This window comes from Pontibacter sp. YIM B11418, assembly GCF_059278805.1.
In genome coordinates this window covers 337,749-353,656 of sequence record NZ_JCAEMH010000002.1, presented here as the reverse complement: position 1 = coordinate 353,656, position 15,908 = coordinate 337,749, and the positions used below count along the sequence as shown (strand labels likewise).

The 15,908-nt window shown below is 50.2% G+C and carries 15 protein-coding genes; 5 read left to right on the top strand and 10 right to left on the bottom strand.

All coding sequences use genetic code 11. The features are described 5' to 3' along the window. Nucleotides 1-170: 170 nt before the first annotated feature. Complete coding sequence (locus AC4QZR_RS05920; protein WP_494480074.1) at nucleotides 171-536, bottom strand: hypothetical protein; 366 nt, start codon at nucleotides 534-536, stop codon at nucleotides 171-173. 1,146 nt (nucleotides 537-1,682) lie between these two features. On the opposite strand from AC4QZR_RS05920, the gene AC4QZR_RS05915 reads away from it, so the two are divergent. Both AC4QZR_RS05915 and AC4QZR_RS05910 read left to right on the top strand, forming a co-directional pair. After that, nucleotides 1,683-1,997 carry a hypothetical protein gene (locus AC4QZR_RS05915; RefSeq protein WP_494480073.1) on the top strand — a complete coding sequence of 105 codons (315 nt, stop codon included), beginning with the start codon at nucleotides 1,683-1,685 and terminating at the stop codon, nucleotides 1,995-1,997. 131 nt (nucleotides 1,998-2,128) lie between these two features. After that, entirely contained in the window at nucleotides 2,129-2,626 is a 498-nt protein-coding gene (locus tag AC4QZR_RS05910; RefSeq protein WP_494480072.1) for a hypothetical protein, read from the top strand. Between the two features lie 105 nt (nucleotides 2,627-2,731). Here the strand turns inward: AC4QZR_RS05910 and AC4QZR_RS05905 are convergent, their stop codons facing one another. From AC4QZR_RS05905 to AC4QZR_RS05895, 3 genes are all read right to left on the bottom strand, one after another. Continuing rightward, nucleotides 2,732-2,869 carry a hypothetical protein gene (locus AC4QZR_RS05905; RefSeq protein ID WP_494480071.1) on the bottom strand — a complete coding sequence of 46 codons (138 nt, stop codon included), beginning with the start codon at nucleotides 2,867-2,869 and terminating at the stop codon, nucleotides 2,732-2,734. Between the two features lie 498 nt (nucleotides 2,870-3,367). Next, a complete protein-coding gene (locus tag AC4QZR_RS05900; RefSeq protein ID WP_494480070.1) occupies nucleotides 3,368-3,820 on the bottom strand; it encodes a DUF1569 domain-containing protein in 453 nt (150 codons plus the stop codon). A gap of 187 nt (nucleotides 3,821-4,007) precedes the next feature. After that, a complete protein-coding gene (locus AC4QZR_RS05895; protein WP_494480069.1) occupies nucleotides 4,008-4,415 on the bottom strand; it encodes a hypothetical protein in 408 nt (135 codons plus the stop codon). Nucleotides 4,416-5,010: 595 nt separating this feature from the next. Here AC4QZR_RS05895 and AC4QZR_RS05890 point away from each other — a divergent pair. After that, nucleotides 5,011-5,277, top strand: a complete 267-nt coding sequence (locus AC4QZR_RS05890; protein ID WP_494480068.1) for a hypothetical protein — start codon at nucleotides 5,011-5,013, stop codon at nucleotides 5,275-5,277. 346 nt (nucleotides 5,278-5,623) lie between these two features. On the opposite strand, the gene AC4QZR_RS05885 is transcribed toward AC4QZR_RS05890, so the two are convergent. After that, nucleotides 5,624-5,980 (bottom strand): endonuclease domain-containing protein, encoded by a 357-nt coding sequence (locus tag AC4QZR_RS05885; protein WP_494480067.1) that lies wholly within the window; start codon nucleotides 5,978-5,980, stop codon nucleotides 5,624-5,626. A gap of 229 nt (nucleotides 5,981-6,209) precedes the next feature. After that, entirely contained in the window at nucleotides 6,210-9,728 is a 3,519-nt protein-coding gene (locus AC4QZR_RS05880) for a class I SAM-dependent DNA methyltransferase (protein WP_494480066.1), read from the bottom strand. Between the two features lie 61 nt (nucleotides 9,729-9,789). On the opposite strand from AC4QZR_RS05880, the gene AC4QZR_RS05875 reads away from it, so the two are divergent. Together AC4QZR_RS05875 and AC4QZR_RS05870 are read left to right on the top strand one after the other, a co-directional pair. Then, nucleotides 9,790-10,614: a hypothetical protein gene (locus tag AC4QZR_RS05875; protein ID WP_494480065.1), complete on the top strand. Its 825-nt coding sequence runs from the start codon at nucleotides 9,790-9,792 to the stop codon at nucleotides 10,612-10,614. 299 nt (nucleotides 10,615-10,913) lie between these two features. Further along, on the top strand, nucleotides 10,914-12,188 hold the full coding sequence (locus AC4QZR_RS05870) for a DUF937 domain-containing protein (protein ID WP_494480064.1): 1,275 nt from the start codon (nucleotides 10,914-10,916) through the stop codon (nucleotides 12,186-12,188). An 87-nt stretch (nucleotides 12,189-12,275) separates the two neighbouring features. Here the strand turns inward: AC4QZR_RS05870 and cls are convergent, their stop codons facing one another. The 4 genes from cls to AC4QZR_RS05850 form a co-directional block, all read right to left on the bottom strand. Beyond that, the gene (gene cls / locus AC4QZR_RS05865) at nucleotides 12,276-13,748 is read right to left on the bottom strand and encodes a cardiolipin synthase (RefSeq protein ID WP_494480063.1); all 1,473 of its coding nucleotides are present in this window, start codon (nucleotides 13,746-13,748) and stop codon (nucleotides 12,276-12,278) included. A 188-nt stretch (nucleotides 13,749-13,936) separates the two neighbouring features. Then, entirely contained in the window at nucleotides 13,937-14,200 is a 264-nt protein-coding gene (locus AC4QZR_RS05860; protein ID WP_494480062.1) for a hypothetical protein, read from the bottom strand. A gap of 154 nt (nucleotides 14,201-14,354) precedes the next feature. Continuing rightward, complete coding sequence (locus AC4QZR_RS05855; RefSeq protein ID WP_494480061.1) at nucleotides 14,355-15,314, bottom strand: calcium/sodium antiporter; 960 nt, start codon at nucleotides 15,312-15,314, stop codon at nucleotides 14,355-14,357. A 62-nt stretch (nucleotides 15,315-15,376) separates the two neighbouring features. Then, nucleotides 15,377-15,844: a COG2426 family protein gene (locus tag AC4QZR_RS05850; protein WP_494480060.1), complete on the bottom strand. Its 468-nt coding sequence runs from the start codon at nucleotides 15,842-15,844 to the stop codon at nucleotides 15,377-15,379. Nucleotides 15,845-15,908: the final 64 nt, after the last annotated feature.

Here is a 15,908-nt window from a genome sequence, read left to right as displayed (position 1 = left end):
TTCCATAGTTTTATCAGTTCACCGGCCCCTGAAAATTGAGTTCAGGGAGATGTTTTGCTTAATACGCTGTTGCAGAGATGATTGTTAAAAAGGTGCCCGCCTAGCCTGTGTAGAGGGAGTATTTAAGTAAGATTCTGTTTGCTGAGCCACTCCAGGGCATCCATCATGTGCTAGAAAAACCTTACCTCAGGTGTCTGGTTGCTGGCCTCTATTGGTTCCGGTAGCGGGTCCTCGGGTGGCAGCACGTAAGCAATGTAGCTGATGCCTTCTTCAACCAGCCCTTCCATATCCCAGTCAGACCACATCAGGTAATCGGCCGGCCCCTGGTGAAATTCCTGCACATCGTTCAGTATAGAGCGACAAGGGTATTTACGGATCACTTTTCTGAGCCCTATTGCCACATCCTTTATACCCTCCCTGGTTGCGGTATCTTTCCAGATAAGCTGGACCATTTTCCGCGATCTGAAGTAGCGGATGGTGCAGTATCGCTGGCCTAGACTGTTCCAGTAGTGTTTGAATGGTTTTAACGTGTACATTTTATGGCTGCTTGTAAGTGTAGGTTTATTTTCAATTAGATAGCGTGCTGTTTTATCTAGTACGTACTTGCGGTCGCCTTTCTGACAAACTTTATTTTATACCGGAAGCCGGATGCTAAATGTTGCCACGGAGGGAGTGGATAACCGAGTGAGTGAGAGACTGTATCTAATACGTTGCGTCAGGTAATTGATCACAGTCGATCACTGATCAGATACGGTATCAGATTTCTTCGTTAGTGCGAGCTTGTAGCTCGTGCTGGAATTAATAGCTTACCTTGCTTTGTAGCGGCGGCTGTTGCAGGTATAGCAGATGCGCTAATGCATAACTGGCTTTTGCCCTGGCCGGGCGGGCCCTACTTTTTTCCTTGATGAAAAAATCGAGGGCCCCTACCCCCAGTAGGCAAAAAAATCAAGACGCTCCAAATCGAGGGCCCCTACCACCACTCGCTGAACGCTCAAACAGTAGAGCGTCAATTGGTGCACCTGGCTAATGCTATAACTTCGTAGTTTCAGTGCAAGTTAGTCTTCCTATACCTGCCAGTAGTCTGTGCTAAGTCGCTTATACTTTTGAATTGGCAGTAACAGATTCCCCGCCTTGGATAAGGAGGGGTTAGGGGTGGTTGGACCCGGCGAAACACAGGAACTGCTATAACTACGAAGCTATACCTGTAAATTGGCAATGGCACAAAATCCCCTTTTGGGAGGCAGGGCCGTTAAGTTCTGCCGAAGAGTATCCCCTTGAGGGGATTATAGGGGTGTGTACTCTTGCGAATTTACTAGCATCGGCGCACACAAGCCGGCCGCTTTGTAGCCTTACACCCCTGTGGTCCCCTCAAGGGGACAGTTCCTGAGAATTAAGTTACATTCAAGAATAGTTATGGGACAGGGTAAGACTTGCAGCTTGTACCTGGGGTGGTGAAAATACCGGCTGTGTGTAGCGGCAAGGAGACGAGCGTAAGGACACTAGCTGCCTGTTAGCGCCAGCGGGGTACAGCTATGTGCCACTGTTTTGCAGAAAGCCGACAAAACATAAATTAAGAGAGTCTGGGGTGGGGCAGGCCTTGTTTAATATTGGTATATTGCAACGTGCACTACGCTGTCAAAAATATAGTCTTTGCGCTCTCGCTCTTTTTTGCTTTCTACGGAATGCAGACCAGGGCGGCGATGGAGATGCGGGCCCAATCGGTAAAGGAATGGGCCACGGAGGGCGAACCCTCTCATTTTGACAAAGGCAAACTTGGAAGCACGTCGGGACTCCTCCAGCCGGAAGAGCAACTGCGCTTAGGGCAGCCAAGACCTTCAGCACCGCTCAAGCAGGCGTACCCGGGACTGGCCGCCTTGATCTTGACACAGGAGTTCAGGTTGCAGCTGCAGGCGGTGCACTACCTGCAACGGGCCCGGTATTTTAGTACCGGCCTCACTATCCGCGACATCATTTTCCCCTTCCACTACTTCTGGTAATTTCTTTTCTTTTGTAGCGCCACGCAGGGTGTAAGCCCTGCTGATCAACACCATCAGGTATGAACCAGTCATTGCTCTGGCAGGCATACCTGTACCTAATCATTTTACATAAGTTTAAAAAGAAAAGAAAAATGGATACATCCACCATCGTCATGGGAATACTGGCTTTAGCCCTGTTTGTGATTCCAATTTATTATATACAACACAAACAGAAGTTGAAGTCAAACAAAGCAAAACAGCCTTTTATGGAGGCGGCAAACCGGCAGGGGCTGCAACTGGGCGAGCATGATTTCTGGAACGAGCAGTACGGCATCGGTCTCGACGAGGCCAATAACCGCCTGTACTTCTGGCACAAAGAGGATAACGATCCGCAGGAAACAATCCTGGACCTGGGTTCTGTCAAGCAAAGCGCTGTAGAAAATGCGCACCGCGATGTGAACGGCAACCGCATCATTGACGCGATCGGGCTGCGCATCGCCTTGTACGGTGCGAAAGCGACCAGCGTATACCTGCCGTTCTATGTCACGAAAGATATCATGATGCTGAAAGGCGAGCTGCAACTTGCTGAGAAATGGAATGCGATCATTCAGAAGAGGATCGTGCAGACTCCGCAGGCCGTGAAGGTATAGGAAACCTGGTAAGATAAAAGGCCAGTGCAGAGGTATACCGTATCACGGTTTTGCCTTTGCACTGGCCTTTTTATTTGAGTTGCAGCAGGGAGTCTAGCTTGTTCTCTACGTTGTTATTGCTGATGTTGTAGGTATAGGTATAGCGTTGTTGTAGTCGCTGTTGCTTTGCACTACCGGGTCCAACCACCCCTGCCCCTCAGAGCTACGCTCGCTACCTTCGAACTCGCGTTCTCGGTAGTCCAAGGAGGGGAGTTTCTGCCGCTGCAAACTCCAAGGTAAAAGCGCAGTAGGATTTGACACATACCACACGCACCACTTGCACGCATCGAAAGACTAACTTGCCCCGAAAGCTTTCGGGATGTTCCACTTACTTCTTTCATCAAGTCGAAGATCCCGATCTTGATTCGGGAGAAAAAAGTGAGGCCCGCCTGGCCAGGGCAAGCTATAAAACATAAAGGTTGCTTTACTGGCATTAGCATTAGCAACAATGCACTTATACCTTGAAATGGCAGCAACAGACTCCCCTCCTTAGACAAGGAGGGGCAGGGGTGGTTGGACCCGGTATAGCAGAACAATTACTACGAAGCTACACCTGTAAACAGGCAGCTACAGGAAATTCCCCTCTCAAGAAGGACAGGAGTCTGTTATAGCTACTGCTGAATCTCCCTTTAACCAGGATACTTCCAGGAAGACAGCTGGGAGAACAGCAGCCGAGAATCCACTTGGCAAATTATACCAACCCTACACACCAAATTGGTTTAAGTGGTGGTCGAGGTGTTTGTAGAACATGTTGTTCCACTCCTGGCTGGTGAGCGGGCCGAAGGAATGGGAGTCAAGGCCTTCGAAATGCGCGGCTCCCAGGGCTTCTGTCTGGCGGATGTACTGCAGGAGGCGTTCTTTCTCGGTTGCAAAGTCTTTGTCGCTCTTCATCTTGAGCTGTGGTGCGGTGGCGCTGTTTTGCTTGTAGGGTTTTTCGTTGACTACCGTGTTTTTCAAAAGCAGTCGCAGGATGGTCCGCTTGAAGGCGTTGGGCTTCGGGTGCTTGTCTTCATAAGCCATCTCGTAGATGACGTTGCAGTGGGCGAGCATCTGGGCGGCGTTCATTTTTCCCCACAGTTGTTTTGTGTCAGGTGCAAGCTTGTTGATGCGCTGGGTAAGTGCTGCTGTAGTAGTTGGGGTGAAGAGGTTCTCCATGGGTTGAGTGTTTAAGGTGAGAGTACAGGTTTCCGAATGCCTGAAGATAAACTTTATAGCAGGTATATCAGCACCTGTACCTGGTTTATTCAATGGAATCAGGAAGCAAAAGAAAGCTGCTGCCTGCTGAGGTATACCTGAAAAGGGAGAAGGAACAACAAAGCCCCTGGGGCTTGGTGCTTTCTCCTCAGGCCTTCACCTTGCCCTCTATCTCTGACAGCGGATGCCGGTAAAGCGTGAGACCGAACCAGGCGGCCAGGCCGGCATAGATGGCGCAGAAAATCCAGAGGATGAAGGGCTGCTCCGGGTAGCGGAACAGGAACTTGAGCATCGCCATCGCGCCAATGAAAAAATGGGTGAAGTTGGCGATGCAGATCGGGCGGTTGTAGATGCCGCCGATCAGGCTGCCTTTGGCCATCCAGTTGAGCATGGCAAAACCCAGGTATAGTGCCCCCAGCACTTGCAGCAGCACCACAATAAGCGGATCCGGCTCCGAGCCCAGGTATACCGCTAACTCTTCTGGCAGGAAAGTGAAAGCTATACCTAGCACGGCCAGTAAAGCGGCGCTAAAGGTCATCATGATTCTGGTTTGCATAAGTTATTCGTCGGTTTAAGTGTGTGATTAGTTCGTGTTTATTTAAGCAATTCATGAAGTGAAAAACTGACAATCTCCTCATCCAACCACATCGTTTCACCTGGTTTTATCGCTTCTTTGGAATAGCCATGGTGAGAGTCGAATACTTCACCTATCTTCCAGTAGTTCTTGCATTTACAGCACTTAAAAATAGTCAGTTTCAAATGCCCGCCTATCCATTTCTCGGTTTTTAAAACCTTCATTTCCTGTAGCAACCAACCTTCGCAGGTTAGTCGCCTGATCCTATCCTGGTCAGGCTCAAAATTGCAATATGGCTGCTTAACCGGCATTGATTTATCTTGAAATTCAGTTTTCTTATTGTCTTAAAAGCTTCCCCGCTCTTTCGGATTCATAATCCTCATGGTAAAGGCCGATATTCAGGCTTAACTGACAGGTGGCGAACCCGGGATAACAATTGCTGTACGTCTGGCAGGCTATACCTGCTTTTTAGGTTGCTGCTGCCGTTGTCTGTATAATGTCGCGGTCGCTCGTCGGGCGCTGGTATGGTAGCTGCAGTTAAGCGTGGTATCTTAGCACTGAAAATTATCTCCCCCAAATGAAGAAATTACTTTATCTAGCCCTCGCTTTTAGCACTGTATCCTGCTCCTCAGACAATAACCTGGAAGACACCTTTTACAATGTTGTAGAATCCGGTGCCACGATGGTCATTGACTCGCTGCACCATACCGCCAACAAGGAGCTGGAACGCTACACCGGCATCGACTCACTTGCCAACAAGATCGGTGCGGCCGATACCATTAACGTGGAGCGCGAAATAGAGCGCGGCGTTAAGCGTAGGATTATCGAAGAGCTGTCCAAGTAAAGGAGAGCTATACCTGCGACTAAACCACCTTTCCTCGCTGCGTTCATTTCCGCTCTTTCGGGTTTGCAATCTGAAAGGATAGTGGTTTTGTAATATAAACAAATGTGTTTGTATTTTGCTATATTCCGGATTGGGTGTTGCTATTATTTTAGGTATAGCGGTGTGAAGTAGGGGCTGTAAAGTGATTTTGAGTTAGCTATACCTATACCTTTCTTATATCTGTACCGAATCTTTTACCTATACCTGTACCGGGTCCAACCACCCCTGCCCCTCCTTGTCTAAGGAGGGGAGTTTTTCTTACTACATCAGCGTTCTAGCGTTTACTTGCTTGCTTACTTATTGCTTTTTACTTACTGAAGCAGGTTTTGATTTCTTGTAGGACGGCATCTAGCTGTTGGAATACTTCTTTGTTCTCGAAGCGAAGAACTTTAATACCTAATTCATTTAGTTTTTGATCACGCTCCATGTCTGCTTGTTCGGTAACAGAATGTTGATGCACTTGACCGTCCAACTCAATGGCGAGTCGCTCAGAGGGGCAGTAGAAGTCAAGAATGAAGTTAGCTATGCTGTGCTGCCGTCTGAACTTGCGACCTTCCAGTTGACCACTTTTCAAATGCCTCCAAAGTTCAGCCTCTGCCGATGTTAAACTACTCCTCAGAATTTGCCTGTTCTCTTTCAAATATTTCCTGTTGTGCAAACCCATAACATTCAGCTTCTTGTGGAGTACACTTAAACGCAAGAAAGCTAAAGAAGGAAGTAATAAGTAACTAACTAAACGCGAGAACGCCAAAGTAGTAGGAAAAACTCCCCTCCTTAGACAAGGAGGGGTAGGGGTGGTTGGACCCGGCACAGGTATAGGTATAGTTACAGGTATAACAACAAGCACAGGTATAGCCCAGACGCTCGCGGGACCTTCAGACGCCGCGAGACCTTTACTTCACATACTGCTCCTGCTCCGTTTTCCTAAGCAAACCCAACCCATGAAGCGTTTGCAGCAGGCTGTCGATCTGCTGGAGGCGTTGCGATTGCTGGGGCTTGGCCACGGGCTTGAACTGGCGCACCAGGTCTTCGGCGGTGGCGGGGCGCTCGTGCAGCTGCAAGGCCCGTTGCACGGCCTGCGCCTGCTCGGCCAGCGTTTTCGGCCAGGCCAGCACTTCTTTGGCGGTGGCCAGGACGGTTTTGCCTGCTTTTTTGCTTTCTATACCTAGCTCGCCCTGCTGCGTCCCCTGCGGATTCTGGTACTCGGGGCGGAGCCAGCGGATGAGGCCGCGAGCCTCTTCGGCGGAGCGCTCTTTGTTCAGGGCCACCAGGCGCTCGAGTATTTCTTCTTCGGGCAGGTTGGCGGGCCAGCCGTAAGCGGCGGCCACGGCTGCGTCGAGCTCGTTGTGGAGTTGCAGCAAAATACTCACCAGCCCCTGCTCGTGGGTCTTCTGCTCTTTGGCCGAAAGCGCCTCGCCCGACCGCAGTTTCTCCAGCACGTTATACATGTCGGTGATGGTGAGCGAAGGGTGCTGCGCCTGCCGCTGCTTGCGGTGCGCGTCCAGCTGCTCGGCTATATCTCGGATCTGCTCCTTCTGCGATTCGGTTGGGGTAGGGAAGGGGAAGGTTTGGAAACACCTCGTTTTGTTATACCTTGGTGTGTTTCCTCCTAAATCGCTACCTGTTGCGAGTGCCCATATAACATGAATTTTGCTTGATAATATACCTAAGTGATATGCGTCTTCTACAGCAATTGCAATAAGCATATTGTCGGGTAAAATAGACTTATCTAGAAAGGTGAAAAAGCGATGCTTGGAAGTCTCTACAGTGACGACATACCTTTCGAGTCCTTTAAGCATACTTCTTAACTTAGGGTTCGTTTCTCCGAAAAGCCACCAGTTTTCTCTTCTTGATGCCCTTTTATTTTGATCTCTTTCAGGTTTAACTCTTTCATAAACCCATTGATAAACTTCAGGATATAATACCCTTACTTCTTCACCTTTTAAGCCAAACAGATCAATAACTTTAACACCCCTTGGCTTATCAGTTAAATCTTTGCCATTCCTGTAGGATCTTATATGATTCTCTAGGCCTTCAATTCTGTCTAATCCTAATTGATTAGCTTGTTCTGGAGTAATAATGAAACCGGCACCATGCAGTTTTACACCTGGATTACTAGTGTCTCTGTTTGCAGTCAATGCTTTGACGGAAGCAACATCAGCACCAATAGTTAAGTCTGCATGAATTTTACCATCCTTTTCAGCAAAAGAAACTAGTACTTCAAGTCCATCAGTTTTGCTTTCTGAAACTATAGATAAAAGTCTACCTATAGAATCTCCCTTTTCAGCAACGCTCATAGCAATTTCTACAGCTGCACCGTCAGCACTATCTACCCATGGATGGTCAGGTATGGCAAGCGTGATAGAAAGCGGCGGATTTGCCTGCATCTGTGCTTCAATCACGCGGCGGTTAAAAGTCTGTTTTATGCTATTAGTCGTGATAAAACCAAATCGTTCAGCCTTATCTGCGCGAACAATTTCAGCAGCTTTATACCACCAAAACATCACGAAATCGGCACTATCCGGAACTGCGCCTTTGTATACCTTTCGGAGCGCTTCGGTATAGCCATCGCCCAAAGCTTCGCGCATACGGGCCGGGCCAATAAACGGTGGATTGCCGACAATAAAATCGGCTTCGGGCCAGGTGGCGGGTTTGGGGTCGAGGTAATCGTAGACGATGGTGCGGGCGGTTTCGTCGGGCACTTCCTGTCCGGTAACCGGGTGCGGTTTGGTGCTGTGGCCGTCCCAGCGGGTAACGGGCAGTCCGTTGGCGTCGAGGCGCGGTACTTTGTCGGTATAGCTTAGCACGGCGTCCTGTTGTTTGATGTTGCCGTACTCGCGCAAAATCGGGTCGCTTAGGCGAGTGGCCGAGCCGTGCGTCCGGAAGTGCCATTGCAGGTAACCGATCCAGAGCACCACATCGGCAATGGCAGCTGCGCGTGGGTTAACCTCCAGGCCGAGCAGCTGCGCCGGCGTTACGGTATAGGCGCCCGTCATGTCGAGCCCCAGCTGACCGGGGAAATGGACCAGGTGTTTCAGCACTTCGCCCTCCAGCCTTTTGAGGTGCTCCAGCGTCACGTACAGGAAATTACCGCTTCCGCAGGCCGGGTCCAGTACGCGCACCGAGCAGAGGCGGCGGTGAAAGTTCTCAATCTCTTTGCGGGCTCCGGCCTCGTCGCCGGCGTCCTCGAGTATGGCCGAAGCGGTGCGGGCCGCTTCCCACTCTTCGCGCAGCGGCTCAATCACGGTCGGCATCACGAGGCGCTCCACATAGGCGCGGGGCGTGTAGTGGGCACCCAGTTTGTGGCGCTCGCGCGGCTGCAGCGCACGCTCCAGCAAGGTGCCGAAGATGGCAGGCTCTACCTCGGCCCAGTCGGCTTCGGCAGCCAGCACGAGCAGGTCGAGCTGCGCCGCCGTAATGGGCAGCGCCTCGGGGTTTTTGAACAGGTAGCCGTTAAAACGCGGAATTTTGGTATGCAGTATAGCGGCAAATCCGCCTGTGTCCATTTTCTCCCACAGCGCCTGCAACGCATCCTGGAAGTGCTCGAGGTTCTGGCGGTAGTCCTGCAACAGTCTGGTGAAGGAGTTGTCGGGCAGCAGCTTCACGTCCTCGGCAAACATAGTAAAGAGGCAGCGCATCAGGAAACCCGCCACCTGCTCCGGGCTATGGCCGGCCTGTTCGAGCGAGGCCGCCAGCTTTGCCAGCTGCTCGGCCAGCTCGCGGGTAACACGGGCTGCACGGCGGCTCGGGTCCAGCTCCAGCGGCTCCGTGAAGAGCAGGCGCAGGCGTTCGCGCACCTCGGTAAGGTGCAGCTCGTCGAGCGTAATTCTATAGTGCTGCGGATCGGGGAAAGGCACATAGGTCTTGCCCTGTCGAGCGAAGTCAGCGTACAGATCGATGCAGTAGCCCACGTCCACCACGGCCAGAAATGGCGGCCATCCTTCGGTAGTGGGCAGGGAGCGGGCGTAGCGCAGGGCCTGTTCCTTGGCCTTTTTCATTTCGCGCTCCCAGGTACGGGTGTCGCGGGTGGCGGTGCCGGTCTTAGTTTTTACACGCTCGCCGCCCAGCAGCTCGGCCTCTGTTATACCTGCCTTGTCGGCGCCCTGCTTGGCCTCCAGCACAAAGCAGTCCTTTTTGTAGAGGTCGATGAAGTTGGTACTCGTCTTGCCCTCGCCATCGTCAAACACCACGGGCCGCTCAAAGGTATAGGTTGCCTCGTGCACCTTGTCGGTAGCCGGCTGCGGTTTCTCCACGCCCAGCAACTCGCACAGCTCCGACAAAAACAGCTGGTAATTAGCACGTTCCGAAGCGCCGGAGGCTTTCCAGCGGGTGATGAAGTTTGTAATGGCTGGGGTAGAGGTATGGGGCATGAGCAGCTTGAATTCAGGGTATAGGAGAATAGTCAGAAGCAATATATAAATTTTTAGCTATATTTGTTTAAACATCCTCATCAAACATTTATTCAAATCTTACATGAAAGCAAATTTACTCTATGCGCTATTAGCCATTCTGTTCCTGTCTTCAGGCTGTTCATTTAATGACAAAGACCCAGAGCCGGAGAAAACATACCTGCTGCAGCGGAAATTCTCAGAAGTGATTTTTCCTAATGGAGGAGGGGGCACAATCGACCTGACTTATACTTATGATGATAACAATCTGCTTACAAGAATAAGTGGAGTTACATTTTGGAAGGGTGAGTTAAAGACGATTTATACCAAACTGGCTTACGATAGCAAAGGTAGAGCAGAGCGGATTAACACTTTGTCAGGTACAGAATGGATTCTTTTTTATAATGACAAAGACCAACTGGTGAAAGTAACAAGAGCCTATCTAGGTTCGATGATGGGCTCCTATATGCACTACTACGATGATAAAGGCCGACTTTCAGAAATTAAATTTTACTCAGGAGCTTTAAGTGAGGGCAATTTATCGAATCACAGAGTAATTTCTTATCCCGGCGCTAATCAGATTAAAATAGCGATTCAAGTAGGGAATGAAAAAACAAGCGAATACACGTTGTTGACGGATGATAAAAAGAGAAACCTCCCAGCACTACCACATCAAATTTCGTCTGAATTTTTCTCAGAAGAACTGATGTCCGAAGGTATAATTACCCAGCATAACATTATAAGCTATGAGCAATTAGTTTTTAACAAAATGACTGGTACAAGTAATATAACAGGCCCAAGCTATCAAACAGAGTTTACTTATAACGATGGTGGCTACCCCTCAACATGTGTAAGAACATTTCAAGAAGGTTCAATACAGAAAGTAACCTATACCTACGCTGTGAAGTAAGTTTGATCATGTGTATAAAAGGCCCTCCTCCGCATTCGGAAGAGGGCCTTGTTTTTTTGCGGCGTAGCCTATTCCTGAGTGATCAACAAGGCGATGTAGCGCACGCATTTGGTTCGATTATAATTTCTACAAGTAGTATATGCTCCTATCAGCCAACTGCGGCAATAACAGCAGGTGTAGGGCTAAATAACAGTAAATGAATCTGTTATAAGAAATGTGCTTTGTGGTATATAGCAACAAAATTGTATTAAATCTGTATAATGTTTAATTGACTTTGTTAAACTTTAATCAAACATTATATGGCAGATTTACTCGAGTCACTGCGGGGTTTTATATCCCCAGACCTCATCTCAAGAACCAGCAGGGAGTTAGGCGAGAGCGAGCCTGCCACTGCAAAAGCGTTTGGAGGCATCATACCTGCCGTGTTGGCCGGATTGGTTAACCGCACCTCCCAGCCGGGTGCCATGAGTTCTATTTATAACATGATCCGGGGAAGCGACAGAGGTATATTGTCCAGCTTGAGCGGTACTGTTCCGGGAGCACCGGGAAGTACGGCGCCTGTTGGCAACCAGTTCCTATCCCAGATCTTTGGCAATAACATAGGCGGCGTCGAAAATGCACTCAGCAATTTTGCAGGTATAAAATCCACATCCGTATCTGCCATACTCGGTTACATAGCGCCGTTGGTGTTAGGCTTCCTGGGTAAAAAGGTGCACGATGATGAGCTGGACGAAGGTGGCCTGAGCAGTTACCTGAGCAGCCAGAAATCAGGCATTATGAGTGCCCTCCCTGCCGGACTGGGCAGTGCGCTGGGCTTAGGCAGTTTAGGTGGAGCCGCAGCTGCCGCCGCGCCACATATCGATAGACCACCAAGACCAGCAGCCACGGCCGCGACCGAAAGAGTCCATCCTGCTGCCCCTGAACCTCGCAAAAAAACAAACTGGCTCTGGCCATTGCTGGCGATTGCCGCACTCCTGTTGCTTATTTTCGGACTCCGCAATTGCAACGATGATACAGAGGATGTGACCACGGACCCAACTACCACCACAGCTCCAGCCACCACAGAGCAAAATCCGGCTACCACAGAGGAGAGAATGGATTCAAGGCAAACCGACGTGGCGATGACCGAACGAGAGATTCCGGGAGGAGTGGTGCTCAATATCCCGCCGAATGGCATCGAAAGCAAACTGGTGGCCTTTATTGAGGATGAAAACAAGGTGCCTGACAAAACCAGTTGGTTTAGTTTCGACCGATTACATTTTGAGACTGGAAGCGCCCGAATTCAACCTGAGTCCCAGGAGCAGATTGATAACATCGTCAAGATACTGCAGGCGTATCCGCAGGTTAACATCAAAATTGGAGGCTACACGGATAACGTTGGCCAACCGGCTGCCAACCTGAAGCTTTCTCAGAGCAGGGCCGACGCTGTGAAAAATGCCATACAGCAGCAAGGTATAGCAGCCAATCGCCTGGAGGCGGAAGGGTATGGCGAACAGCACCCGGTGGCAGACAACACGACCGAGGAAGGCCGTGCCCAGAACCGGCGCATTGATGTATTGGTAACCAAAAAGTAACCAATTCTGCAGTACGGCTCTTAGTGGAGCTGGCATCAGAACAGACGGGAAAACCAGGGCGGCTTTCCCGTCTGTTTTTTTATTTGATCACAGGAGCGGGGAGATGAGCTTGAATACTTTTTCGATGAGTTGCCGGTACAGGGGGCGGGCTTTCCATTCCTCCGCATTTATTTCCGTGGCATGCGTCAGGTCCTGGAAAAAGGCATTGCGTAGTTCCCCGGCAAAAGCGGTGTCGTACACCACGGCGTTCACTTCAAAATTAAGGTCAAAGCTGCGGTAGTCCATGTTGGCGGTGCCCACCATCGACAGGTTTTGGTCCACGACCAGGGTTTTGGCATGGATGAAGCCTTTCTGGTAGAGGTAAATCTGCACGCCAACCTCCAGCAGGCTTTCATAATAGGAGCGGGCCGCGGCATTTACAATATAGGAATCAGAATTTTCCGGCACCAGCAGTTTCACCGTCACGCCGCCCATGGCCGCAATTGACAAGGCATCCAGTATGCTTTCGCCAGGTATAAAGTAAGGCGTGGTGAGCAGGATCTCTTCTTTTGCCAGGGCAATGGCCTGCAGGATGGAGAACATGATGGTGGGCTTGGGAGAGTCGGGGCCACTCGACGCGATCTGCACCACGGTGTTGCCCGGCAAGGTGTCAGGTGGGAGAAAGTATTCCTTCTCCGGCTCCAGGTGTCGTTGCGACGAAAAATTCCAGTCCGTAAAGATCAGGTACTGCAGGTAAAATACGCCCGGCCCGTCGATGCGCAGGTGCGTGTCGCGCCAGTAGGGTTGACCTTTCTGATCGGGGTAATTAATATACCTGTCGCTTACGTTAATGCCGCCGATAAAGGCCGTTACGCTGTCCACCACAATGATCTTGCGATGGTTCCGGTAATTGAGCCGGTTGGCCAGCAAAAGGAAATGTACTTTGTGAAAAGGGTATACCTCCACGCCGGCAGCCTGCAACTCCTTCCTGAAAGTCCGGCGGATGGACCGGCTGCCAAAGTCATCATAGATCAAACGCACGATGACGCCTTCTTTTGCCTTCCGTATCAGCAGCGCTTTGAGTTTGTTGCCGATGTGGTCATTCCCGATAATGTAGTACTCCAGGTGAATGTGGTGCCGGGCATTTTCGATGGCTTCAAACACCTCGGCAAACTTCTGTTCCCCATTCAGCAGCAGCTTTACTTTGTTGCCTGCAGTCAGGGGGCTGAGATTATCCTGGAGCAGCAGGCGGGCTAGGGGCTTATAGTGCCGCACCTCCGCGCGGCTTTCCCTGAAGTTCTGTTTGGAAGTAGAGATGATCCTGCGCTCAATCTGGTTCATGAGCTCCACATTCTGCAGCAGCTTTTTAGAGTACAGGCTGCGCTTACGGTAGTTGATACCAAACGAGAAATAAAACAGGATACCAAAAAAGGGCACGAAAATGACCAGCAGCAGGTAGGCGAGCGTTTTGATCGAGGAGCGGGTGTCGTAAATGATGCGCAGGCACACCAGGATCAGGATGCCCAGGTATAGCGTTTCTCCGATCAGAAGCCAGTTGATGTCAGAGAGCGCCAGTTGCATGCAAAGCCGGGTTTTGGTTTTAAGAAGTGTACACACGGTACATACGCTATTGGCCACTACTTCTGCCATCCAACGCAAATTCCTGTTTTATAACCGTAAGAGGTGGTTGGAAATTGTTGGCAACAAAAAAGCCTTACACATGCAGCGTCAGGCTTTCATTGGAATTTGATATGTGCGATGAGTGAATACTACAGTAATTCGGGGGCATCTGCTTGAGTGGACGATACCAATTTTCGAAGCCTGCTGATCCCGCTGGCATCAATCTCTTCGCCTTCCCCGGAGACGTTACGTAATTCGGTGATGATGTTTTGCTCACTGATGAACATACGGTCTTTATACAGTCCGGCTTTAAAAAAACGACAGTAGAGCCGATCTTCACCGACAAAAGTAAGAACTATTAAATCGCATTCGCAGGTTTCGAGCTTTTGTAATAACTCGGTTAATTCACTCATGCTTAAAAGGCGGTAAGGTGGTATTACAGTATAAACGGAATTTGAGCTATAATGAATGATATGTTTACAGCTTAAAGTATGAAACTTTAAAGTAAATGGAAAAACAAATATAGCAAATAGCTAACGATTATAATTAGGATAATTACAAGTTTCTCTACTCCTGGCTGATCAGCAGCACGATGTAGGCTACATAGAGCAGCAACAGCACCATACCCTCACCACGCGATAGCTGACGCCCTTTGCCAACGAAAATAAAAATGAATAACAGCAAACAGGCGCCGATGTTCATAAAAATATCGGTGAAGGCAGCCGGATTAACCGGCACCGGCGCAACGACCGTCGACACGCCCAGAATAAGGAAGATGTTGAAGATGTTAGATCCCACCACGTTGCCGATGGCAATGTCCACGTTGCGTTTGCGCACCGCCACCACCGAAGTGGCCAGTTCCGGGAGCGAGGTGCCGATCGAGACGATGGTCAGGCCGATGATGCGTTCAGACAGACCAAAGGCTGCCGCGATATTCACGGCACCCGTCACGATCAGCCTGCCGCCAATCACCAGGCCTGCAAGACCCAGCACAATAAAGAGCACTGACTTCAGGTAGGTATAGTCCTTTGTTTCTGTTTGCTCGTCATCCGCATTTCCGCCCAGTCCGATCACTACATTATAAACCAGGAAAATGGCGAAAAAGAGCAGCAGTATGAGTCCGTCGGAGCGGGTGATGATATTGCTTGCAGCGCCATCGAAGTAGATATCGCTGGCTATAATGAGCACGACCACGGCCGCAAGAAAGCTTAGCGGTATCTCGAGCCAGGTGGTGTTGCGCTTGACGGTGAGGGGGAAGATGAGGGAACAGACCCCCAGAATGGCCAGGCCGTTGAACAGGTTACTACCGATGACGTTGCCCAGCACCATGTCTGTGTTCTTGTTAATGGCCGCGAACACGTTTACTACCAACTCGGGCGCTGAGGTGCCGAAGGCCACGATGGTCAGACCAATTACAATGTTCGGAACACCCAGCTTTTTAGCGAGGGCAGAGGCGGCGTCCACCAATTTGTCGGCCCCGAATATAAGGGCAACGAAGCCACCCAGGAGAAGGAGTATGTTTAGCATGCGAGGATCAATTTATCTGGGCCGTGTACCGGAAACAGATTGCGTTACGATTTAACGCAAATCTACGGGAAAGTTTTCAAACCCTCGTTTCCCAGGTACGATCCGCCCGCCATGATCAGGCACGAAATAATGACCCCGATGCTCACAGCCATAAAGGCTTTGCCGCGCTTTATTTTGAGCACGTAGGCGGCAATGGTGCCCATGTAAGCGCCTGTTCCGGGCAGCGGAATCATCACAAAGACCATCAGTCCCCAGAAGCCATACTTCTGAATTTCGGACCCAACGCCTTTCTTGGCCCTTCTGCCCAGCCTGATCACGCCTTTTTTGTAAAGGCGGTTCGGCCAGAGTTTTTTGCTGAACGACTCGATCAGCCAGGCGAGCAGGGGGAAGATGAGCAGGTTGCCGACAAGGCCCACCACAAACGCCCAGAAAACGGGCATATCATTGAGTACGGCGTACGGAATGCCTGCTCGCGCCTCGCCAAAAGGGGAGATGCTGAGCAGGAAGGTATAAATCAGGATTTCAAACATAAAAAGCGGCAGGGTAACAGAACCCTGTACAGAAAAAAGTAGGACTATAATTACAAATGTGCGA

Bases quoted from the DNA above. Each gene is read 5' to 3' on its own strand.
- AC4QZR_RS05920 (WP_494480074.1), bottom strand. From the start codon at position 536: ATGTACACGTTAAAACCATTCAAACACTACTGGAACAGTCTAGGCCAG.
- AC4QZR_RS05915 (WP_494480073.1), top strand. From the start codon at position 1,683: ATGCAGACCAGGGCGGCGATGGAGATGCGGGCCCAATCGGTAAAGGAA.
- AC4QZR_RS05910 (WP_494480072.1), top strand. From the start codon at position 2,129: ATGGATACATCCACCATCGTCATGGGAATACTGGCTTTAGCCCTGTTT.
- AC4QZR_RS05900 (WP_494480070.1), bottom strand. From the start codon at position 3,820: ATGGAGAACCTCTTCACCCCAACTACTACAGCAGCACTTACCCAGCGC.
- AC4QZR_RS05895 (WP_494480069.1), bottom strand. From the start codon at position 4,415: ATGCAAACCAGAATCATGATGACCTTTAGCGCCGCTTTACTGGCCGTG.
- AC4QZR_RS05890 (WP_494480068.1), top strand. From the start codon at position 5,011: ATGAAGAAATTACTTTATCTAGCCCTCGCTTTTAGCACTGTATCCTGC.
- AC4QZR_RS05885 (WP_494480067.1), bottom strand. From the start codon at position 5,980: ATGGGTTTGCACAACAGGAAATATTTGAAAGAGAACAGGCAAATTCTG.
- AC4QZR_RS05875 (WP_494480065.1), top strand. From the start codon at position 9,790: ATGAAAGCAAATTTACTCTATGCGCTATTAGCCATTCTGTTCCTGTCT.
- AC4QZR_RS05870 (WP_494480064.1), top strand. From the start codon at position 10,914: ATGGCAGATTTACTCGAGTCACTGCGGGGTTTTATATCCCCAGACCTC.
- cls (WP_494480063.1), bottom strand. From the start codon at position 13,748: ATGCAACTGGCGCTCTCTGACATCAACTGGCTTCTGATCGGAGAAACG.
- AC4QZR_RS05860 (WP_494480062.1), bottom strand. From the start codon at position 14,200: ATGAGTGAATTAACCGAGTTATTACAAAAGCTCGAAACCTGCGAATGC.
- AC4QZR_RS05855 (WP_494480061.1), bottom strand. From the start codon at position 15,314: ATGCTAAACATACTCCTTCTCCTGGGTGGCTTCGTTGCCCTTATATTC.
- AC4QZR_RS05850 (WP_494480060.1), bottom strand. From the start codon at position 15,844: ATGTTTGAAATCCTGATTTATACCTTCCTGCTCAGCATCTCCCCTTTT.